This is a genomic window from Pigmentiphaga sp. MLSB6-MA01, assembly GCF_058793475.1.
In genome coordinates this window covers 193,047-213,724 of sequence record NZ_JBXAFV010000012.1, presented here as the reverse complement: position 1 = coordinate 213,724, position 20,678 = coordinate 193,047, and the positions used below count along the sequence as shown (strand labels likewise).

The 20,678-nt window shown below is 67.0% G+C and carries 19 protein-coding genes; 10 read left to right on the top strand and 9 right to left on the bottom strand.

Annotated elements, in window-relative coordinates; all coding sequences use genetic code 11:
- Window positions 1-412 precede the first annotated feature (412 nt).
- The 4 genes from pyrG to ftsB are packed head-to-tail and all read left to right on the top strand — an operon-like array spanning window position 413 to window position 4,677.
- On the top strand, window positions 413-2,071 hold the full coding sequence (pyrG, locus tag AC1Q6E_RS20175) for a CTP synthase (RefSeq protein WP_152794989.1): 1,659 nt from the start codon (window positions 413-415) through the stop codon (window positions 2,069-2,071).
- Window positions 2,072-2,088: 17 nt separating this feature from the next.
- Window positions 2,089-2,976 carry a 3-deoxy-8-phosphooctulonate synthase gene (gene kdsA / locus AC1Q6E_RS20170; protein ID WP_152794991.1) on the top strand — a complete coding sequence of 296 codons (888 nt, stop codon included), beginning with the start codon at window positions 2,089-2,091 and terminating at the stop codon, window positions 2,974-2,976.
- A gap of 21 nt (window positions 2,977-2,997) precedes the next feature.
- Window positions 2,998-4,281, top strand: a complete 1,284-nt coding sequence (gene eno, locus AC1Q6E_RS20165; RefSeq protein ID WP_152794993.1) for a phosphopyruvate hydratase — start codon at window positions 2,998-3,000, stop codon at window positions 4,279-4,281.
- A gap of 48 nt (window positions 4,282-4,329) precedes the next feature.
- Window positions 4,330-4,677, top strand: coding sequence for a cell division protein FtsB (gene ftsB / locus AC1Q6E_RS20160; RefSeq protein WP_152794995.1), 348 nt, complete (start codon window positions 4,330-4,332; stop codon window positions 4,675-4,677).
- 13 nt (window positions 4,678-4,690) lie between these two features.
- Here the strand turns inward: ftsB and AC1Q6E_RS20155 are convergent, their stop codons facing one another.
- On the bottom strand, window positions 4,691-5,395 hold the full coding sequence (locus AC1Q6E_RS20155) for a TadE/TadG family type IV pilus assembly protein (protein WP_492573400.1): 705 nt from the start codon (window positions 5,393-5,395) through the stop codon (window positions 4,691-4,693).
- Window positions 5,396-5,499: 104 nt separating this feature from the next.
- Window positions 5,500-6,426 (bottom strand): Hsp33 family molecular chaperone HslO, encoded by a 927-nt coding sequence (hslO, locus tag AC1Q6E_RS20150; protein ID WP_296558832.1) that lies wholly within the window; start codon window positions 6,424-6,426, stop codon window positions 5,500-5,502.
- Window positions 6,427-6,484: 58 nt separating this feature from the next.
- Between hslO and AC1Q6E_RS20145 the strand changes: the two genes are divergently transcribed.
- Window positions 6,485-7,321, top strand: coding sequence for a ferritin-like domain-containing protein (locus AC1Q6E_RS20145; RefSeq protein ID WP_492573399.1), 837 nt, complete (start codon window positions 6,485-6,487; stop codon window positions 7,319-7,321).
- Here the strand turns inward: AC1Q6E_RS20145 and AC1Q6E_RS20140 are convergent.
- Window positions 7,251-8,939, bottom strand: coding sequence for an acetate--CoA ligase (locus AC1Q6E_RS20140; RefSeq protein ID WP_152795003.1), 1,689 nt, complete (start codon window positions 8,937-8,939; stop codon window positions 7,251-7,253). The two genes, AC1Q6E_RS20145 and AC1Q6E_RS20140, sit on opposite strands and share 71 nt — an antisense overlap.
- Before the next feature lie 287 nt (window positions 8,940-9,226).
- Between AC1Q6E_RS20140 and AC1Q6E_RS20135 the strand changes: the two genes are divergently transcribed.
- The 3 genes from AC1Q6E_RS20135 to greB are packed head-to-tail and all read left to right on the top strand — an operon-like array spanning window position 9,227 to window position 11,450.
- Window positions 9,227-10,060: an alpha/beta fold hydrolase gene (locus AC1Q6E_RS20135; RefSeq protein WP_492573398.1), complete on the top strand. Its 834-nt coding sequence runs from the start codon at window positions 9,227-9,229 to the stop codon at window positions 10,058-10,060.
- The gene (locus AC1Q6E_RS20130) at window positions 10,045-10,887 is read left to right on the top strand and encodes a 3',5'-nucleoside bisphosphate phosphatase (protein ID WP_152795008.1); all 843 of its coding nucleotides are present in this window, start codon (window positions 10,045-10,047) and stop codon (window positions 10,885-10,887) included. The genes AC1Q6E_RS20135 and AC1Q6E_RS20130 overlap by 16 nt, the downstream gene beginning before the upstream one ends.
- 5 nt (window positions 10,888-10,892) lie before the next feature.
- The gene (gene greB / locus AC1Q6E_RS20125; protein WP_152795010.1) at window positions 10,893-11,450 is read left to right on the top strand and encodes a transcription elongation factor GreB; all 558 of its coding nucleotides are present in this window, start codon (window positions 10,893-10,895) and stop codon (window positions 11,448-11,450) included.
- An 8-nt stretch (window positions 11,451-11,458) separates the two neighbouring features.
- Here greB and AC1Q6E_RS20120 read toward each other — a convergent pair whose 3' ends face one another.
- The 4 genes from AC1Q6E_RS20120 to AC1Q6E_RS20105 all read right to left on the bottom strand — a co-directional run bounded on the left by AC1Q6E_RS20120 (window position 11,459) and on the right by AC1Q6E_RS20105 (window position 15,548).
- Window positions 11,459-13,717, bottom strand: a complete 2,259-nt coding sequence (locus AC1Q6E_RS20120; RefSeq protein WP_296556043.1) for a RelA/SpoT family protein — start codon at window positions 13,715-13,717, stop codon at window positions 11,459-11,461.
- Between the two features lie 93 nt (window positions 13,718-13,810).
- Entirely contained in the window at window positions 13,811-14,014 is a 204-nt protein-coding gene (rpoZ, locus tag AC1Q6E_RS20115; protein WP_152795014.1) for a DNA-directed RNA polymerase subunit omega, read from the bottom strand.
- Window positions 14,015-14,049: 35 nt separating this feature from the next.
- Complete coding sequence (gmk, locus tag AC1Q6E_RS20110; RefSeq protein ID WP_296556045.1) at window positions 14,050-14,691, bottom strand: guanylate kinase; 642 nt, start codon at window positions 14,689-14,691, stop codon at window positions 14,050-14,052.
- Window positions 14,692-14,861: 170 nt separating this feature from the next.
- Window positions 14,862-15,548 carry an MlaC/ttg2D family ABC transporter substrate-binding protein gene (locus tag AC1Q6E_RS20105; protein WP_152799256.1) on the bottom strand — a complete coding sequence of 229 codons (687 nt, stop codon included), beginning with the start codon at window positions 15,546-15,548 and terminating at the stop codon, window positions 14,862-14,864.
- Between the two features lie 177 nt (window positions 15,549-15,725).
- Here AC1Q6E_RS20105 and AC1Q6E_RS20100 point away from each other — a divergent pair, with 177 nt between their 5' ends.
- Window positions 15,726-17,582, top strand: coding sequence for an alpha/beta hydrolase family protein (locus tag AC1Q6E_RS20100; protein WP_296556047.1), 1,857 nt, complete (start codon window positions 15,726-15,728; stop codon window positions 17,580-17,582).
- A 12-nt stretch (window positions 17,583-17,594) separates the two neighbouring features.
- Here the strand turns inward: AC1Q6E_RS20100 and AC1Q6E_RS20095 are convergent, their stop codons facing one another.
- Window positions 17,595-18,236 carry a thioredoxin domain-containing protein gene (locus AC1Q6E_RS20095; protein WP_152799251.1) on the bottom strand — a complete coding sequence of 214 codons (642 nt, stop codon included), beginning with the start codon at window positions 18,234-18,236 and terminating at the stop codon, window positions 17,595-17,597.
- Between the two features lie 115 nt (window positions 18,237-18,351).
- Between AC1Q6E_RS20095 and AC1Q6E_RS20090 the strand changes: the two genes are divergently transcribed.
- Window positions 18,352-19,314: a LysR family transcriptional regulator gene (locus tag AC1Q6E_RS20090; RefSeq protein ID WP_296556051.1), complete on the top strand. Its 963-nt coding sequence runs from the start codon at window positions 18,352-18,354 to the stop codon at window positions 19,312-19,314.
- Here AC1Q6E_RS20090 and AC1Q6E_RS20085 read toward each other — a convergent pair.
- Window positions 19,295-20,677, bottom strand: a complete 1,383-nt coding sequence (locus AC1Q6E_RS20085; protein WP_492573397.1) for a UDP-glucose dehydrogenase family protein — start codon at window positions 20,675-20,677, stop codon at window positions 19,295-19,297. The two genes, AC1Q6E_RS20090 and AC1Q6E_RS20085, sit on opposite strands and share 20 nt — an antisense overlap.
- Window position 20,678 lies beyond the last annotated feature (1 nt).

Sequence of the window (20,678 nt, the reverse complement as noted above, 5' to 3'; positions counted from 1 at the left end):
GCAAGGGCGTGCATGTGTGAGCGCGGCAGTAGGAATAGCCCGGGGGGCTATTCCCGCGCGAGTTCACGCCCGCCCCGCCAACCGCGCCAACTCCGGGAAGTCCCGCGTAGCGGGACCGGCTTCGCTGCGCCCCACCGCGGGCCGCCCCACCCCACCGGTCAAGGACGGTTCAAGAGCCCGATCCCAGACATTCATGAAGGTCGATTCAGCCTAGGCAGTTGATCCAGGAGGCGGTGGATCCGGCTCCGCCGGTCCACCCGCATCGCCCCCTGGGGGGCGCCCGAAGGGCGTAGGGGGGCTCCATGTCTTTTTGTCGCCAAAGGTTACGCGCGCCCGGATCGCGGGCTTTCGCAACTCCCGCTATAATTCCGATTTCCCGCAAGCGCTCGGCAAAAACCGGGCGCCATTGGCAATGACCAAGTATGTATTCGTTACCGGTGGCGTGGTGTCTTCCCTGGGGAAAGGCATTGCCGCCGCGTCTCTGGCCGCTATTCTCGAATCGCGCGGCCTCAAAGTCACCCTCCTCAAGCTCGATCCCTACATCAACGTCGATCCCGGCACGATGAGCCCGTTCCAGCACGGCGAGGTCTTCGTCACGGAAGACGGCGCCGAGACCGACCTGGACCTGGGCCACTACGAGCGCTTCATCTCGGCGCGCATGCGCAAGGTGAACAACTTCACCACCGGCCAGATCTACGAATCGGTGCTGCGCAAGGAGCGGCGGGGCGACTACCTGGGCAAGACCGTGCAGGTCATCCCGCATATCACCAACGAGATCCAGGACTTCATCGCGCGCGGCGCATCGGCGGCCTGGGATGGCGAGACCGATGTCGCCATCGTCGAGATCGGCGGCACGGTGGGCGACATCGAGTCGCTGCCTTTCCTGGAAGCCGCGCGCCAGATGAGCCTGCGCCTGGGGCGCGGCGGCGCGGCCTTCGTGCACCTGACGCTGGTGCCCTTCATCGCCTCGGCCGGCGAACTGAAAACCAAGCCCACGCAGCACTCGGTGCAGAAGCTGCGCGAGATCGGCATCTATCCGCATGCATTGCTGTGCCGTGCCGACCGTCCCATCCCGGACGACGAGCGCGCCAAGATCTCGATGTTCTCGAACGTGCCGCTGGACGCGGTCATTTCGGTCTGGGACGTCGATTCCATCTACAAGATCCCCGCCATGCTGCACAAGCAGGGCCTGGACGAGCTGGTCTGCGAGACGTTGGGGCTGCAGCCCCAGCCGGCCGATCTGTCCATGTGGGATCAACTGGTCCATGCCCGCGAGAACCCCGAGGGCGAAGTGCATATCGCGATGGTCGGCAAGTACGTGGACCTGACCGAGTCGTACAAATCCTTGACGGAAGCGCTGGTGCACGCGGGCATCCATACCCGCTGCAAGGTGGTGGTGGACTACATCGACTCCGAGGAAATCGAGAGCGAGGGCGTGGGCAAGCTGGGCAAGTTCGACGCGATCCTGGTGCCCGGCGGCTTCGGCAAGCGCGGGACCGAGGGCAAGATACAGGCGATCCGCTACGCCCGCGAGAACGGCGTTCCCTACCTGGGCATCTGCCTGGGCATGCAACTGGCGGTGATCGAGTTCGCCCGCCATGTGGCCGGCCTGGCCGGCGCCAACAGCACGGAGTTCGATCCGGATACCCAGCATCCCGTGGTGGCGCTGATCACCGAATGGATGGATCGCGAGGGCCGCGTCGAGCGCCGTTCCAATACTTCCGACCTGGGCGGCACCATGCGCAAGGGCGCGCAGCGCTGCCCGGTCAAGGACGGCACGATGGCGCACGACATCTACGGCGACGAGGTGAACGAGCGCCACCGCCATCGCTACGAGGTGAACAATGTGTACGTGCCCAAGCTGGAGGAGGCCGGCATGGTCATCAGCGCGCGCACGCCCACCGAGAACCTGCCGGAAATGATGGAGCTGCCCGATCACCCGTGGTTCATGGGCGTGCAGTTCCACCCCGAATTCACGTCCACGCCGCGCGACGGTCATCCGCTGTTCTCGGCCTATATCCGCGCGGCGCGCAAGCACAAGCTGCAGCGCGTGGCGGCGGATCAGGGCTGAGCCGCCTGGAGGTCACCATGAGCCAAGACCCGCACGCCTCGACCCGCAGCTATCCGATCTGCGGCTTCGAGATCGGCCTTGCCAAGCCGTTCTTCCTGATCGCCGGACCCTGCGTGATCGAATCGCAGCAGATGGCGATCGATACGGCCGGCGTCCTGAAAGAGTTGACCGGCAAGCTGGGCATCCCTTTCATCTACAAGAGTTCGTTCGACAAGGCCAACCGCAGCTCGAGCAAGTCGTTCCGCGGCATGGGCATGGATTTCGGACTGAAGGTGCTGTCCGAGGTGAGGGCGCAGGTCGGCGTGCCGGTGCTGACCGATGTGCATGAAACCGAGCAGGCCCGTCCCGTGGCCGATGTGGTGGACATGTTGCAGACGCCCGCCTTCCTGTGCCGCCAGACCGATTTCATCCGCGCCTGCGCCGCCACGCTCAAGCCCGTCAACATCAAGAAGGGCCAGTTCCTGGCGCCGCACGACATGATCAACGTCGTGGCCAAGGCCCGCGAAGCCGCGATCGAGGCCGGCGGCGACGGCGGCAACATCCTGGTGTGCGAGCGCGGCGCATCGTTTGGCTACAACAATCTCGTGTCGGACATGCGCTCGCTGGCTATCATGCGCGAGACGGATTGTCCGGTCGTGTTCGATGCCACGCATTCGGTGCAACTGCCGGGCGGGCAGGGCACGACTTCAGGCGGGCAGCGTGAATTCGTGCCGGTGCTGGCGCGGGCGGCGGTGGCCGTGGGCGTGTCGGGCCTGTTCATGGAAACGCACCCGGATCCGGCCCATGCCAAGTCCGACGGGCCCAACGCGGTTCCGCTGGCGCGCATGGGCGACCTGCTGGCATCGCTGATAGAACTCGACCGCGTGACCAAGCGTCACGGGTTCCTCGAAAACGATTTCCAATAACTTTCTTGAGACTGGACTCCTATGAGCGCAATCGTAGACATCATCGGGCGCGAGATCATTGACTCCCGCGGCAATCCCACCGTCGAGTGCGACGTGTTGCTGGAATCGGGCGCGATGGGCCGCGCCGCCGTGCCCTCGGGCGCGTCCACCGGTGCGCGCGAAGCCATCGAGTTGCGCGATGGCGACAAGTCGCGCTACCTGGGCAAGGGCGTGCTGAAGGCCGTCGAAAACGTCAATACCGAGATCGCCGAAGCGTTGATGGGCCTGGATGCGCAGGAGCAGGCCTTCCTGGACCGTACCCTGATCGAGCTGGACGGCACCGAGAACAAGGAGCGCCTGGGCGCCAATGCCATGCTGGCCGTCAGCATGGCCGTGGCCAAGGCCGCCGCCGAGGAGTGCAGCCTGCCCCTGTACCGCTACTTCGGCGGCAGCGGCGCGATGAGCATGCCGGTCCCGATGATGAACGTCATCAACGGCGGCGCGCACGCCAACAACAACCTCGACATGCAGGAGTTCATGATCCTGCCCGTTGGCGCGAGCAGTTTCCGCGAATCGCTGCGCATGGGCGCGGAGGTATTCCACGCGCTCAAGAAACTCATCCATGACAAGGGCATGTCCACCGCCGTGGGCGACGAAGGCGGCTTCGCCCCCAACGTCGAGAACCACGAAGCGGCCATCCAGCTCGTACTGCAGGCCATCGAGAAGGCCGGCTATGAGCCCGGCAGCCAGATCGCCCTGGGCCTGGACTGCGCCAGCTCGGAATTCTTCCGCGACGGCAAGTACCACCTGGAAGGCGAGGGCGTGACCCTGAGCGCCCAGGAACTGACCCACATGCTGGCCGCCTGGTGCGACAAGTACCCCATCATCTCGATCGAGGACGGCATGGCCGAGAACGATTGGGACGGCTGGAAGTACCTGACCGAACAACTGGGCAAGAAGGTGCAACTGGTGGGCGACGACCTGTTCGTCACCAACACCAGCATCCTCAAGCGCGGCATCGAGCAGAACATCGCCAACTCGATCCTGATCAAGATCAACCAGATCGGCACGCTGACGGAGACCTTCGCGGCGATCGAGATGGCCAAGCGCGCCGGCTACACGGCCGTGGTGTCGCACCGCTCGGGCGAGACCGAGGACACGACCATCGCCGACATCGCCGTCGCCACCAACGCGCTGCAGATCAAGACCGGCTCGATGTCGCGCTCGGACCGCACGGCCAAGTACAACCAGCTGCTGCGGATCGAGGAAGACCTGGGCGACGTCGCCCACTACCCCGGCCGCGAGGCTTTCTACAACCTGCGCTGATGCGCGCGGCCGCGCCGCTGACGCGGCGCGGTCCAGGGAAGAGCCTCCATGCGCCTGCTCACGCTGATAATCGCCCTGCTGCTGGTGATGATCCAGTATCCGCTCTGGCTGGGCAAGGGCGGCTGGCTGCGCACCTGGGAGCTCGAGCGGCAGCTCGACGCCCAGCGGCATACCAATGACGAGCTGCGCACGCGCAACGTCGCCCTCGACGCCGAGGTGCGCGACTTGAAGAGCGGGACCGACGCCATCGAGGAGCGGGCCCGCTACGAACTCGGCATGCTGCGCCAGAACGAGGCCTTCGTGCAGATCGTCGACGCACCGCCGGCAGGTACCGTGCCGGCCGGCACGTCCGGCCAACCGGCCGCCCGGCCGGCCGCCGCACCCAATTCTCGCTGATACCGGGCCGGGCCTAAGGTCCCAGCAGGTCCCGGCTCCTGCCATGCTCGCGCGCCGCCGACTGCATCGGCATGGCGATCTCGCGGCGTATCACCAAGAGGCCCGCCTTGCGCGCCTGCCTCACATGGTCATCCGTTTCCGAGGCGTCCGCGAGCGACCTCAGCAGGGTACGCATGCCCGGCAGGTAGGGGGCGTGCAGGTACGTCAACCTCAGTACCAGCGTGTTGGCATCGAACAGCGTCTGGCCCGAGCGCGGACCGACGCCGCCGCGGTAGCGGGAAAGGTAGACGGTGTCGTGACGCAGGCGCTGGTGGTCGTAGTCGAGTTCGCGGGGTTCCGCCGCGCGCCGGGCCGGGAAGTCCTGGAAGCTGGCGGGAGCCGGATTGAGTTGTTCGATGCGTGCCATGCGCAGGCCATGGGCGCGGGTCCAGTGTGCCATTCGTGCGCGCACGGCCGACCGCTGATCGTTCGGGCCTTGCATGGCGCGGATTCCCAGGGCCGGCGACAGGGCCCGCTCGAATGCCTGGGCGATGGCGGCCGGATCGGCGTTCGCTACCGTTCCGGCCCGTGCCGCTTCGAACAGGGCGTAGCCCACGGCCTGGCGTACCACCAGCCAGCGGCCGGTTTCGAAGGCGCCCAGGCCCGCGAACAGGAGCGGAATGGCGACGACCGTGAATTCGGCCATGGCGGCGCCGCGTTGGGACAGGGACGAAGGCATGGGCGGAGAGTCATTGGGGGCCCTCCAGCGTGCCCGCGCGCCGCCGGCCCGTCGATTGTGGGAACCACGGCTGGCGAGGCGCCGTGTCGGGGCAACAAGCGGCCCTAGTGCCGCGCCTCGCTCTGGTGCCGCACCTTGGCCGACGCGTTCGCGAACAGCTCCGCGCAGTCGACCGGGTCGAACTCGAAGCTCTTCACGCAGTAATCGCAATTGATCTGCACGCGTCCCTGCTCGGCCAGGATGTCGTCGATTTCCTCCCTGCCCAGGCGCAGCAGCACGTCCGCCACTTTTTCGCGCGAGCAGGTGCAACGGTACGACACGGCGGCCGGTTCGAAGGCCCGCAGGGTTTCCTGCCAGTACAGGCGCTGGACCAGTGCGTCGGGGGCCAGCGTGAGCAGTTCCTCGGACTTGATCGTTTCGGCCAGGATCTGGGCGCGTTCCCAGGTATCGTCTGCGACCGAGGCGGGCTCGGCCTTGGTCTTGCCGCCATGGCGCGGAAGCTGCTGCAGCAGCACGCCCGCGGCGCAGCCGGTGTCGGCGGCGAGCCAGATGCGCGTCTGCAACTGTTCGGAGGCCTGCATGTAGTGTTCGAGCGCCTGGGCCACCGATTCGCCCTGCAGGGCGACGATGCCCTGGTAGGGCTGCTGGCCGGGCAGGCGATCCTGGGGATCCAGTACCACCGAGAAGCGGCCGCCGCCGTGGGGATTCAAGAGGCTCTGGAAGGTGCCGTCGTCGGGCACGGCGTGGCCTTCGCGCAGTTTGACCGTCGCCCGCATGCCCAGGTCGGCGTGGCATTCCACGACAATCAGGCCGATGGGGCCGTCGCCCTGCAATTGCAGCACCACGGTACCGTTGAACTTGATATTGGCGGCCAGCAGGGCGCTGGCCGCGACGAGCTCCCCGAGCAGCTTCTGGATGGCGGGCGGATAATCGTGCCGCGCCTGGATCTCCCGCCAGGTATCGCGTATGGACACGACTTCGGCCCGGACCGTCTGGTCCTCGAACAGGTATTTCTTGAGTTGGTCGGACAAGAAGGCTTCCTCGGAAAAAAAGGCGGCTGCGGCAAGCGGCTCAACCCGGCATTTTACAATGCACCCTATGACTGCTGAATTGGAACTGCGGCAGGCCGCCTGCGCGCTGCTGGTCCTGGACGATCCGGCCGGAAAGGCCGCCCGTACCCGCGAGCTGGCGGCCACGCCTGTATATGTGGACGCCGGCCGCGTCTTGCAAGAGCCCGACGGGGTGCCGGGCCGCCCGGCGCGGCCCCAGCTGGTGTCGCCGCGCGACGTGCCGGGACGGGGCGTGGCCTCGGTCGAGGCGCGGGCGGCGCTGCTGCACGCGCTGGCCCACATCGAGTTCAACGCGATCAACCTGGCCTTGGACGCCCTCTGGCGTTTCGCGGGGATGCCCGCTGGCTACTACCTGGACTGGCTCCAGGTCGCTGGCGAGGAGGCCCTGCATTTCACCCTGCTGGCCGAACATCTGCGGGTTCTGGGCTACGCCTATGGCGACTTCCCCGCCCACGACGGATTGTGGCAGATGGCCGAACGGACCCGGTTCGATCCGCTGGCCCGGATGGCGTTGGTGCCGCGCACGCTGGAGGCCCGGGGCCTGGACGTGAGTCCGGCGATACGGGCCAGGCTGGCGGGAGCGGGGGACGCGGCGGCGGCCGGCATCCTGGATATCATCCTGCGCGACGAGATCGGCCACGTGGCCATCGGCAATCGCTGGTACCGGTATCTGTGCGAGCGCGAGGGGGTCGATCCCGTGGATCACTATGCCGTGCTGGCCCGGCGCTACGACGCCCCGGGCCAGTTCGGCCCGTTCAATTTTCCCGCCCGCCGGGCAGCGGGCTTCACGGAAGCGGAGCTGCGCTCGCTGGAGCAGTCGGCCATTTCCGGCCGCGATCGTCCTCGATCTGCCTGAGCGCCTGGCGCCGGATCTTGCCGGAGGGGGTCAGCGGCAGGGCTTCGACGAATTCGATGTCCTTGGGCGCGCCGTCCTGGCCGAACTGGGCGCAGGCTTGTGACAGCAGCGCCTCCCGCAGGGCCGTCTCGCGTCCTGCCTTGTCCTGCTCCGGTACGGCCAGGGCGACGACATAGGCCTTGATGCCGCTGCCGTCGGGCGTGGGCACGACCACCGCGTCGGCCACGTCGGGGTGCTGGGTCAGGCAGTCCTCGATCGGTCCCGGGGCCACCAGGCGGCTGCCCAGCTGGAACATTTCGTCCAGGCGTCCCACGTACCACAGGTAGCCGTCCGCGTCCCGCCGGGCGAGGTCGCCGGTGCGATGCCAGGTACCGCTGACCGGGCGTCCGGTTTCCTCGCCCCGCCAGTAGCCGGCGAAGAAGGACGGGTCGGGATGGCCGTGGATGTCGTAGCGATTGACGGCGATTTCGCCATGTTCGCCGGTGGCGACGGGGTGACCCTGCGCGTCGACGATGGCGATCTGGTGGCCGGGGTAGGGCTTGCCCACGCTGCCGGGCCGGGTGGGCCATTTCTGGTTGCTCTGGCCGATGACGGTGCCGATCTCGACCTGGCTGAAGGTCTCGTTGGGCTCGACCCCGAGCGCGGTCTTGCATTGTTCGAACAGCGCCGCGCTCAATGACGTGTCGGTGGCCGCGATGGCACGCAGGGCCAGCCGGTAGCGTTCGGCGGGCCGCGGCACGGCCTTGAGCAGGCGGCGCAGGTCGCGGGTGGTGAGCGCGACGTTGGTGACGCGGTAGCGTTCGAGAAGGGAGAAGGTGGCGTCGGGGGCCGGCGGCTGGCGCATGCCCACCACCGGCTGGCCGAAATACAGGCCGGGCAGGACCGCGCCGAACAGGCCGTGGGGGCTGCCCCACTCGGAGGCTGTCCACAGGACATCGGCGGGTTGGGGCAACCAGTTCTGGGCGGCGACGAAGCCGGGCAGATTGCCGATCAGCGTCGCGTGGGGCAGGACCACGCCCTTGGGGACGCTGCCCGCGCCCGCCGTATAGAGCAGCAGCGCGGGATCCGACGCCGAGGTGGGGTGCATGTCGAAGGCACTTTCCTGGCGGGCGAGCAGCGTGCGCCAGGAAAGGACCCGCTCGTCGTCCAGGTCGATGCCGACGGTCTGGCGCAGCAGGGGGCAATGCTCGATGGCGGGCAGGAGCGCCGCCGCCGCCGCGCCATCGACGATGGCGATCCGGGCTTCGCTGTCGCGCAGCCGCTGTTCGTAGGTCTGCGCGCCCAGCGCCACCGACAGCGGGACGGTGATGGCGCCCATCTGGTAGACGGCGATATGGGCGACGATGGCCTCGGGACGCTGGGGCAGGGCGATGGCGACGCGGTCGCCGCGCTGCACGCCCATGCGGCGCAGGCCATTGGAGAAGCGGTTGGCGTATTCGTGCAGGCGGCCATAGGTCCAGACTTCGCGCCGGCCTTCGGCATCTTCGGCGTAGATCGCGATGCGCCGGGCGTCGGCGCTGGTGACGGTCCAGCGGCGGCAACAGACATCGGCAATGTTCAGGCGTTGCGGAACCCACCAACGGAACGTGGTGTAGAGTGCCTGGTACTGGTCTTCCATAACCCTCCGCTGGATTCAGGATCTGGTCCGGCCTGTTTGGCGGACGGGGTTTTGCTGCGTGATATAGCAATCATTACTGACCTGACCGATAACCGCAATGGCTTTGGTGCCTGCGGCAGGGGAGCGAGGTGCCGATTCCCCTGCGTCTTTTTGCGGGTTTCCCCTCAATTTCCCCTAATTGTCGATAAATGATCATGTACGAGCCGCTTGTAGCCCATCGATCGGAGTATCTGGAAGTTCGGGGTTTACGTCACCACTTTCGTCATTGGGGCGACAACGGCGCCCCGGTGCTGCTGGCGCTCCATGGCTGGATGGATTCGTCCGCGTCGTTCCAGTTCGTGGCCGACCGGCTGGCGGGCGACTTCCATATCGTGGCGCCGGACTGGCGGGGCTTTGGCAGGACGCAGTGGGGCGGTGGGGATTCCTATGAAGTCGGTGAATACCTGGGCGACCTGGACGCTTTCTGCCGCCATTTCTCGCCTTCTGCCCCGATCTTGCTGATGGGGCACAGCATGGGCGGCAACATGGCGATGTTGTACGCCGGCGTCCGGTCCGAGCGGGTGGGCGCGGTGGTCAATCTGGAAGGACTGGGCCTGGCGGCGCAGCCGGCCGACGCGGCGCCGGGCCGGTTGCGCCAGTGGATGGACCAGGTCGTGGCTGGGGCGCGGCTGGGGGATTACGACAGCCCCGAGGCCTATGCGCAGCGCCTGATGCGGGACAATCCCCGGCTGGATGCCGCCAAGGCCCTGTTCCTGGCCCGCGAGAATGGCTGTCCCGAGGGAGGCCGCTGGCGGCTGCGCGCCGATCCCGTCCACAAGATCGTCAATCGGGTCCTTTATCGGCTGGAGGAAGTGCTGGCCTGCTGGCGCGGGATCGTCGCGCCGGTGCTGTGGGTGGAAGCCGCCGACAGCGCCGTGCTGGCCAAGGCGGTGGCCGAACCGGGCTACGAAGGCCGGCTGGCTTGCGTTGCTTCACTGCAACGGGCGATGGTGGCCGATGCCGGCCACATGCTGCATCAGGATCGTCCGGCCGAGGTGGCGCAACTGGTAGCAGATTTCCTGGCGCGGGCTGCGACGGTGCCGGGCGGTCGTCCTACAATGTCAGCATGGAACCCGTCCTGAACGTCGATCTGCACTGCCACTCCCAGGTGTCGGACGGCATGCTGCCGCCCGCCGAACTGGCGGCGCGCGCGCGCCGCAACGGCGTCGATGTATTGGCGCTGACCGATCATGACGTGGTCGGCGGCCTGCACGCGGCCGCGGCGGCCTCGCGGGAACTGGGCATGCGTTTCGTTCCAGGGGTGGAGATTTCGGTCACCTGGGCCGGGGAAACCGTCCATATCGTGGGCCTGTGCATCGACCCCGACGACGCGGCGCTGATCGAGGGGCTGCGCGACACGCGCTCCGGCCGCGAGCGCCGCGCCCGCGAAATGGCGGCGCAACTGGCCGCGGTCGGCATCCCGGACGCCTTCGAGGGGGCGCTGGTCCATGTCGGCAATCCGCAGCTCATCAGCCGCACGCATTTCGCGCGTTTCCTGGTCGAACGCGGTGTGTGCAAGGATGTGGGCGAGGTCTTCCAGAACTACCTGGTGGAAGGCAAGCCCGGCTACGTGCCCATGCGCTGGGCCACGCTGCCCGATGCCGTGCGATGGATACGGGGCGCCGGCGGCGTGGCCGCCATCGCGCACCCGGGCCGCTATCCCTATACGCCGCTGCAATTCCACGCGCTGTACGATGAATTCCTGCAACTGGGCGGGCGTGGCATCGAGGTGGTCACGGGCAGCCATACGCCCGACCAATACCGCGAGTATGCCGAGGTCGCCATGCGCTACGGCTTCCTGGCCTCGCGCGGCTCGGATTTCCACGGTCCCGAGGAAAGCCGGGTCGACCTGGGATGCCTGCCGCCCCTGCCCAGGCACCTGACGCCGATCTGGCACGACTGGTTTTGAGTTCCATGAACAAGGCTTTTGTCAAAGAATCCGAGGGCCAGGACGACGACGACCTGCCCGAGCACCTGGCCCTGCCGGCCGGAGTGCGCAACTACATGACGCCCGATGGCTACGCGCGCCTGCGCGGCGAGCTGGTCCATCTGATGAACGTGGAGCGGCCGTCGGTGGTCCAGATCGTGTCGTGGGCCGCGTCCAACGGCGACCGCTCCGAGAACGGCGATTATCTGTACGGCAAGAAGCGCCTGCGCGAAATCGATCGCCGGATGCGCTTCTTGACCCGCCGCCTGGACATCGCCGAAGTGGTGGATACTTCCGCCCAGCCCAATCGCGATCAGGTGTTCTTCGGCGCCACGGTTACTTACCTGGATCGCGCCGGCGACGAACACACGGTGACCATCGTGGGCGTAGACGAGGCCGAGCCGCTGCAAGGGCGGATCAGTTGGATCTCGCCCGTGGCGCGTGCCCTGATCAAGGCGCGCGAAGGCGACACGGTCGTGCTGCGCACGCCGGCGGGCGTGGATGAGCTGGAGATCCTGGAAGTGAGCTATCCGGCGCCGCAATAGCGGGCCGCTCAGCCCTTGACGCGGATGATGCGCTGCACCTGGGGCACGCGCCGCAGGTGGCGGATGACCTGGGCCAGGTGCTGCCGGCTTTCGACCTGGATGGTGAAGTGCACCGCCACCGTGGACGACGCTTCATCCTGCATGGAGACGTGGGTGATGTTGGCGTCGGAAGCCGAGATTTCGGCCGCCACGCGGCCCAGCACGCCGCGCTCCTGGCGCAGTACCACGTCGATGCGGACGGTGAAGTGGCGTGAGGTCTGGTCGTCCCAGGCCACGTCCAGCCAACGTTCCGGTTCACGGGCGCGCTGGCGCCGGGCGTTCGGGCAGTCTTCGGTATGGACGACCAGGCCGTGGCCCAGGCGCACGTAGGCGACGATGGCATCCCCGGGAATGGGCGTGCAGCAGGGCGCCAGCTGCACCGCCAGGCCTTCATTGCCCTGGATCCGTATGGGGGCCGTGGTGCCCTGTTCCGTGTAGCGCTCGACCTGTTCCGCGGTGGTCGAGATGGGGTCACCCTCGGGCATGAAGCGGCGCGCGACCACCGCCGCCAGCCGTTTGCCCAGGCCGATGTCGGCCAGGATCTCGTCGCGCGAACGCGCGCCGCTGCCGCGCGCCAGCTTGTCCCAGATCGGGTCCGTGCTGTCCGGCATGGGCATGTTCATGGATTTCAGCGCCTGGCCCAGCAGGCGTTCGCCGAAACTGACGGATTCTTCGTACTTGACCGTGCGCAGGTAGTGGCGGATCTCGGACCGGGCCTTGCCGGTGCGCACGAAGTTCAGCCACTGGGCGTTGGGGCGGGAATGCTCGGCGGTGACGATCTCGACCGCGTCGCCGCTCTTGAGTTCGGTACGCAGCGGCACGAACTCGCCGTTGACTTTGGCGGCCACGGTCTGGTTGCCGACATCGGTGTGGATGCTGTAGGCGAAATCGATGGGCGTCGCGCCGCGCGGCAGTGAGATGATCTTGCCGCGGGGCGTGAAGACATAGACCGCGTCGGGAAAGAGATCCACCTTCACGTGTTCCAGGAACTCGCTGCTGTCCCCGGTCTGGCGCTGGATGTCGAGCAGCGACTGCAGCCACTGGTGAGTGCGCTTTTGCAGGTCGTTCAGGTCGACGTCGGCGGTCTTGTACAGCCAGTGCGCCGCCACGCCGCTCTCGGCCACCTGGTTCATGTCGCGTGTGCGGATCTGGAATTCGACGGGCGTGCCGTAGGGGCCTACCAGCGTCGTGTGCAGGGATTGGTAGCCATTGACCTTGGGAATGGCGATGTAATCCTTGAACTTGCCGGGTACCGGCCGGAACAGTTGGTGCAGTGTGCCCAGCGCCAGGTAGCATTCCGGCTGGGAGTTGACCACGATCCGGAAGCCGTAGATGTCCAGGACTTCCGAGAACGATTTTTTCTGTTCCAGCATCTTGGTGTAGATGCCGTACAGATTTTTTTCGCGGCCGTTGACCTCGGCCTCGATGCCGGCTGCGGGCAGCGCGGCGCGCACCGCTTCCTGGATTTTCCCCACCAGTTCGCGCCGGTTGCCGCGCGCGGCCAGGACCGCCTTGCGCAACACCATGTAGCGGTGGTGGTACATCGCCTCGAAGCAGAGTTCCTGCAGTTCGCGGTAGATGATGTTCAGCCCCAGGCGGTGCGCGATGGGGGAGTAGATCTCCAGCGTTTCCCGCGCCACGCGGCGGCGTTTCTCGTGGCTGACGGCGCCCAGCGTACGCATGTTGTGCAGCCGGTCGGCCAGTTTGATCAGGATGACGCGCACGTCGCGCGCCATGGCCAGCAGCATCTTGCGGAAGCTTTCGGCCTGCTGCTCGGCCTTGCTGGCGAACTCCAGCCGGTCCAGCTTGGACAGGCCGTCGACCAGGTCGGCGACCTCGGTGCCGAAGCGCTCGATCAGTTCCTGCTTGGTGACGCCCTGGTCTTCCATGACGTCGTGCAGCAGGGCGGCCATCAGCGCCGCCGCGTCCAGCTTCCAGGCGGCGCAGATTTCGGTGACGGCGATGGGGTGCGAGATGTAGGGCTCGCCGCTGGCGCGGAATTGGCCCAGGTGCGCTTCGTCGGAGAAACGGTAGGCTTCGCGCACCCGGCGGACGTCTTCCGGGCTGAGATACTGCGAAATGGTTTCAGCGAGCGGGGCCAGGGATACGCCAGCAGGAGCCGGCGTCGGGCTGGCTGAGGCGAGCGCCTGGGCGCCTGCTGCGGCGGCAACTGCTATCGGTGTTCCGGAAGCGCTTCCGGAACGCGAGGAAGAGACTGGAAATCCCATGGTCGCCTCAGGAGGAGCGCTCCCGGGAGGGCCGGGTGGCTCCACGCGTCGCCGGCATTGGCGCCGGCGGCAAGACCGTCACGGTCTTGGAAATCAGGTGGGGACCTTTTTCAGCATTTCCAGTCCGGTTACGCCGGTAGCGACCTCACGCAGCGCGGTGACGGTCGGCTTGTCTTTGCTATCGAGCTTGGGGGCATGGCCCTGGGCCAGTTGCCGCGCGCGATAGGTCGCCACGAGGGTCAGTTTGAACCGGTTCGGAATTTGCTTCAAGCAGTCTTCTACGGTGATACGTGCCATGAGGGTCCCTGAAAGCTGTGCGTACTGGACGCGAGTCAACGCGGTGCGGAAGTTTGCGGAATGCCCAGTTGCGAGAACAGGCTGGCATGCCGGGCCGCCTGAGAACGAAAACGCAGCCTGGCGGCGGTAACGATCGTCGTCATGTCGGCCAAGGCTGCGCTAAAGTCTTGATTAATAATAACATATTCGAATTCGGGAGCGTGCGCGAACTCACCCCCGGCCGCCAGCAGCCGCCGTGCGATCACATGGGACTCGTCCTGGCCGCGCTCGTGCAGGCGGGTTTCCAGGGCTTCGATGGATGGCGGAAGGATGAAAATGCCGATGGCTTCGGGGAACCTGGCGCGTACCTGCCGGGCTCCCTGCCAGTCGATTTCCAGCAGGACGTCGTTGCCGGCCTCGGTCTGGCGCTCGATCCAGCTGCGCGGCGTCCCGTAGAAATTCCCATGCACCTCGGCCCACTCGAGCAGGTCGTCGTCGCGCTGCATCTTCTCGAAGGCGGGGACGCTGACGAAGTGGTACTCCTTGCCGTCGGTTTCACCCGGGCGGGGCGGGCGGGTGGTGCAGGAAATCGACAAGCGGATCTCGGGTCTGGCCTTGAGCAGGGCGTTGACCAGGCTGGACTTGCCGGCGCCGCTGGGCGCGACGACCATGAATACGTTACCGGCGCGTGGAGGCATGAATCAGAGCGGCAAACAAAAAAATATTATATCCCCCCCGCCCTTGGGGGACGCAAGAATACGGCGTTCCGCACCGAGACGGCCCCACAAAGACCCAGGATGCGGTGGATCCGGCTCCGCCGGCCCACCCGCATCGCCCCCTGGGGGGCGCCCGTAAGGGCGTAGGGGGGTTATCTACCCGTACTCATCTTCTGGTTGTTGGTTTGCAGGGCCTTGATGATGGCGTCCACGCCGCCTTGCGAGCCGATGGAGGCGAACTGGTCGCGGTAGTTCTGGATGAACCAGACGCCCAGCACGTTCAGGTCGTAGATCTTCCAGCCCTGGTCGCTTTTCTCCAGCCGGTAGTCGACGGGGATGGGGTCGCGCTGGCCATCGGTGACGGTGGTGCGCACCACGACGTCGGTGGCGCCGGGTTCGGCGCGGAAGGGGCGCATGTCGACGCGGGCCTGCGGGGTGATGGTGGAGACCGAGCCGCCGTAGGTGCGCACCAGCATGTTGCGGAATTCCTTCACCAGCGCGGTTCGCTGCTCGGGCGTGGCCTGGCGCCAGTAGCGGCCCACGGCCAGCCGGGTGGTCTTCTCGAAGTCCACGTAGGGCAGGATGAGTTCATCTATGGCCTGGTTGATCTTCTCCGGCGAGCCCGATTTCAACTCCTGGTCCTTGCGGATGCGGTCCAGCACGTTGTTGGCCGCCTTCTGGATGATCACGTTGGGCGGATCCTGCGGGTCGGGCGCCTGTGCGCGGGCCTGGCCGGCGGCGAAGAACGCGAGGGCCAGCGCGGTGGCCCAGCAGGCGAGCCACGCCAGGCGGTGGCGGGCCGGGGCGAGGGCTTGGGTGGCGGGACGCGAGTCGAGCATGGGATCTCCCTGGACGGACGGTGGCCGGAGGCCGCCGGTATGGTATGTATTGGAGGGTACATCACGCCAAGTGTTCCGGACGACTGAAACAAAATGCTGCGAAGGCGGGTCGCGATGGCCGGGGCGTGTCGCTGTGCTATGTTTTCCGATCATTCCCTTCCTACCGCGGATCGCGCCATGACATCGACTTCCCCTCCTGCCATACGGCTCGTCAAGCGCTACGACGTGCGCGACTTTTTCCGGAAGCCGGAACGTTCCAGCTACCGCATTTCGCCCGACGGCCGGCACCTGGCCTTCCTGGCGCCGGCCCAGGGCCGCCAGAACGTGCACGTGCAGGCGCTGGACGAACAGGGCGTTCCCGCCGGCCCGGCGCGGGCGCTGACCGGGGAAGCCGAACGGGATGTGGGCGGATTCTTCTGGAAGGGCGCGGGCCACATCCTGTACATCAAGGATTTCGGCGGCGACGAGAACTTCCATCTGCTGTCCGTGCCGCTGGAAGGCGCTTGCGCGCCCACCGACCTCACGCCCTACGACGGCGTGCGCGCCGATGTGGTGGACGACCTGATCGACGACGATGCCCACGTGCTGTTGTCCCACAACCGGCGGGACCCGCAGGTATTCGACGTGTTCCGCGTGGAGGTGGCCACCGGCAAGGAAGAACTGATCGCGCAGAACCCGGGCAACATCACCGGGTGGGCCACCGATCACGATGGCCGGCTGCGGCTGGCGGTGGCCACGGACGGTGTCAACAACACCTTGCTCTATCGCGACACCGAGGCCGAGGAATTCCGCCCCATCCTGACCACGGACTTCAAGGAGAGCGTGGCGCCGCTGTTCTTTACGTTCGACAACAAGCGCATCTACGTCAGTTCCAACCGGGGCCGCGACAAGGCCGCGCTGTTCGAGTTCGATCCGCATACCGCGCGCGAGGGCGCGCTGATATTCGAGCATCCCGAGGTCGATGTCTCGGGGCTGGCCTATTCGCACCACCGCAAGGTCCTGACGGAAATCGGATACGTGACCTGGAAGGCGCAGCGCCAGGTGCTGGATCCGGCCGCCGCCGCGATCTACGCGGACCTGGAAAGCCAATTGCGCGGCTATGAGGTCGCGCTGCAAAGCGAAACGCGGGACGAGACCCGGTTCGTCGTGGCGGCCTACAACGATCGCACCCAGGGGGCGCGCTATTTGTACGACGCCGTCTCGCGCAAGCTGACCAAGCTGGGCGAGATCCAGCCATGGCTGCTGGAACGCGACATGGCGCCGATGAAGCCCGTGCGCTATACCGCGCGCGACGGCCTCAAGATCGATGGCTACCTGACGCTGCCGGTGGGCGTGACGCCGCGCAACCTGCCGGTCATCATCCATCCCCATGGCGGACCGTGGGCGCGCGACACCTGGGGCTACAACCCGGAAGTCCAGTTCCTGGCCAACCGCGGCTACGCCGTGCTGCAGATGAATTTCCGCGGCTCCACCGGGTACGGGCGCAAGTTCTGGGAGGCCTCGTTCAGGCAATGGGGCCGGGCCATGCAGGACGACATCACCGATGGCGTCGAATGGCTCAAGCGCGAGGGCATCGCCGATCCCGCGCGCATCGCCATCTATGGCGGCAGCTACGGCGGCTACGCCACGCTGGCCGGCATCGCCTTCACGCCGGACCTGTACGCGGCGGCGGTGGACTATGTGGGGGTATCGAATCTCTTCACGTTCATGGACACCATTCCGCCGTACTGGAAACCGTTCCTGGACTCCATGCACGAGATGGTCGGCGATCCGGAGCGGGACCAGGAGATGCTGCATGCGGCATCGCCGGTCTTCTTCGTCGACAGGATCAAGGCGCCATTGTTCGTGGCCCAGGGGGCCAAGGACCCTCGGGTCAACAAGGACGAGAGCGACCAGATCGTGGCCGCGTTGCGCCAGCGCGGCGTGGAGGTCGAATACATGGTCAAGGACAACGAAGGGCACGGCTTCCACAACGAGGAGAACCAGTTCGAGTTCTACGCCGCGATGGAAGCGTTCCTGGCCAGGTACCTGTAGGCCGCCGCCCCCTTATTCCAGCATCCCGGCCAGCGCGGTGCGCCACTCATCGACATGCCCGAGGAAGCGGCCGGTGTCCAGCGCGCGGAATCGGCCGTCGCGTTCCAGCGCGAAGGTCGGGAAGCCCTGGCCGCCGGCATGGGCGAGCAGGGCGCGGCTCTCGGCGATGTGGGCGCGCGTCGGCGCCCCTTCCCGCGCGGCATATGCCGTGGCGAAGGCCTGCCGGTCCAGTCCGATGTCGGCCGCCATCTCGGCCAGGACGTCGGCGTCGGCGATGCGCCGGCCTTCGACATAATGGGCGCGTTGCAGGCGGGCAAGCAGGTCGAGGTCACGCCCTTCGCCGCCCGTGTCAAGCGCGGCGAGGATGGCGGTGATGGGCGGTCCGGAGTCGAACACCGCGCCGTGGTCGCGCAACAGGCCGTCGAAATAGGCCTGCCCGAAAGGCTGGCCGGTCATGGCCGCGATGCGTCGGTCGTGGGGCATGACGTAGTTGCGCAGCCGGTCGGTCACGGGCTGGCGGTTGCTGCCGGCCATCATGCCGCCGCCGTGCGCGGCCACGGGCAGCAGGTCGCGGGCCGCCGCCACCAGCGGGGCCGATGCATAGCACCAGCCGCAGAGGGGATCGTAGATGTAATGAAGCCTGGTCGTTGTCATGATGGGTAGGGGGACGCGCGGCGTCCGGATTTTCGCTATCTGTCAGGATAATTGCAAAAAACGATAGTAAAAACCGTAGAATCGAGAATTATTTGTTGCTGGAACCGGTCGGATCATGGACAGACTCAGCGCAATGCGTGTATTCGTCGAGGTGGTGGACCGGGGCAGCCAGTCCGCCGCGGCCGAGGCGCTGGAACTGTCGCGGCCAGCCGTGTCGCGCTACCTGGCCGAACTGGAGGAGTGGGTGGGCGCCCGCCTGCTGCATCGGACGACGCGCCGGCTGAGCCTGACCCCGGCCGGTGCGGAGGTGCTGGCCCGGTGCCGCCAGATGCTGGAGCTCGAGGGCGACATGCGCGGCGCGGTATCCAGTCCGGACAGCGCGCCGCGGGGTGTGCTGCGCGTGACGGCCAGCACGTCCTTCGGCCAGTCTCACCTGGCTCCGGCCATTGTCGACTACACCCGCATGTATCCCGATGTGGCGGTGGACATGGTCATGGCCGACCGCACCGTGAATCTGGTCGATGAGCGTATCGACCTCGCGCTGCGCGTCACCAACGACCTCGATCCCAACCTGATCGCGCGCCGGCTGGCGGTCTGCCGTTCGGCGCTGTGCGCCTCGCCCGATTACCTGAGTCAGCATGGCGCGCCCGGCAGGCTGGAAGAACTGAGCCTGCACAACTGCCTGACCCATTCGTACACGGGGAAAAGCCTGTGGCATTTCGTCCGAGCGGGCGAGCCGGTGTCGGTCGCGGTGGGCGGGAACATCAGTTCCAACGAGGCGACCACGCTGGTCGAGGCGGCGGTGTGCGGGGCCGGGGTCGCGATGCTGCCAACCTATGCGGTGGGCGAGCTGGTACGCGCGGAGCGCTTGCGTGTGCTGCTGCCCGAGAGCCCGCCGCGCGACATGACCCTGTATGGCGTCTACACCTCGCGCAAGCACATGCCGCCCACGCTGCGCACGCTGCTCGATTTCCTGGCGCAGCGTTTCTCGGACCCCCCGGCCTGGGACACCGAACTGCAGGCCATCCTGGCCGCGCGCGGCCGCGCGTCGCGGGCCGCTACCAGTAGCCGGTCGTGACCGCCGGGGTGTCCACGCCTTCTTGCGAGGCACGGGTGGGACGGCTGCCGCGGCCGATGCCATAGTAGGAAAGGCCGCAGCTTTCCACGTACTCGGGATCGTACAGGTTGCGGCCGTCGAAGATCGCGCGGGATTTGAGTTGTCCCGCCAGTCCCCGGAAGTCGGGCGATTTGAACTCGCGCCATTCGGTGACCACCGCCAGTACGTCGGCGCCTTCGCAGGCCGCCTGCGCGCTGGGAACGATGACCAGGCCCGGATGGTCGATGGCGCGGCGCGCATTGTCGGCGGCGGCCGGGTCGTACGCGCGCACGGTCGCGCCGTCGGCGACCAGTTCGCGCACCAGCGCGATGCTGGGCGCCTCGCGGATATCGTCGGTGTTGGGCTTGAAGGCCAGGCCCCACAGCGCGATGCAGCGGCCCTGCAGCGAAGGCCCCAGGTGTTGCCGTATCTTCGCCGCCATGACGCGTTTCTGCTCTTCGTTCACCCGCTGCACGCTGTTCAGCAGGGGCGTGGATTCGCCGTGGTCGGCGGCGAGCCGGGCCAGCGCCTGGATGTCTTTGGGAAAACACGAACCGCCGTAGCCCACGCCCGCGTACAGGAAGTGGTGGCCGATGCGCGGATCGGCGCCCGTGCCGTGGCGGACGGCCTCGATGTCGGCACCGACTTTCTCGGCGATCCTGGCCAGCTCGTTCATCAGCGAGATGCGCGTGGCCAGCATGACGTTGGAGGCGTATTTCGTGAATTCGGCCGAGCGTACGTCGGTGTGGATCAGGCGGTCGCGATTGCGGTTGTAGGGCGAGTACAAGGCCGCCATCAGCCGCAGCGCGCGAGGGTCCTCGGTGCCGATCACGATGCGGTCGGGGCGCTGGAAATCGTCGACCGCGCTGCCTTCTTTCAGGAACTCCGGATTGGAGGCGATCGAGACGCGCCAGGCGACGCCGCGGCCGCGCAGGGTTTCCTCGAGCAGCGCCTGCACGCGATGGCAGGTGCCGACGGGGACGGTCGACTTGATGACGACCACCATGTCGCGCGAGATCGACCGGCCCAGGGCGGCGCTGGCGTCGAGCACGTGGCCGAGGTCCGCCGAGCCGTCTTCACCGGCCGGCGTGCCGACCGCGATGAAGACGATTTCGGCGTCGCGCAGCGCGGCGGGCAGGTCGTCGGTGAAGGCGAGGCGTCCGGCCTGCGCATTGTGCGCGGCAAGCTCGGCCAGCCCGGGTTCGAAAAAGGGAACGCCGCCGTCCCGCAGGATGCGCAGGCGTTGGGCATCGCGCTCGACGCAGACGACGCGGTTGCCCACGTCGGCCAGGCAGGCCCCGGTAACCAGGCCGACGTAGCCGGCCCCTATGATCGCGAGATTCATG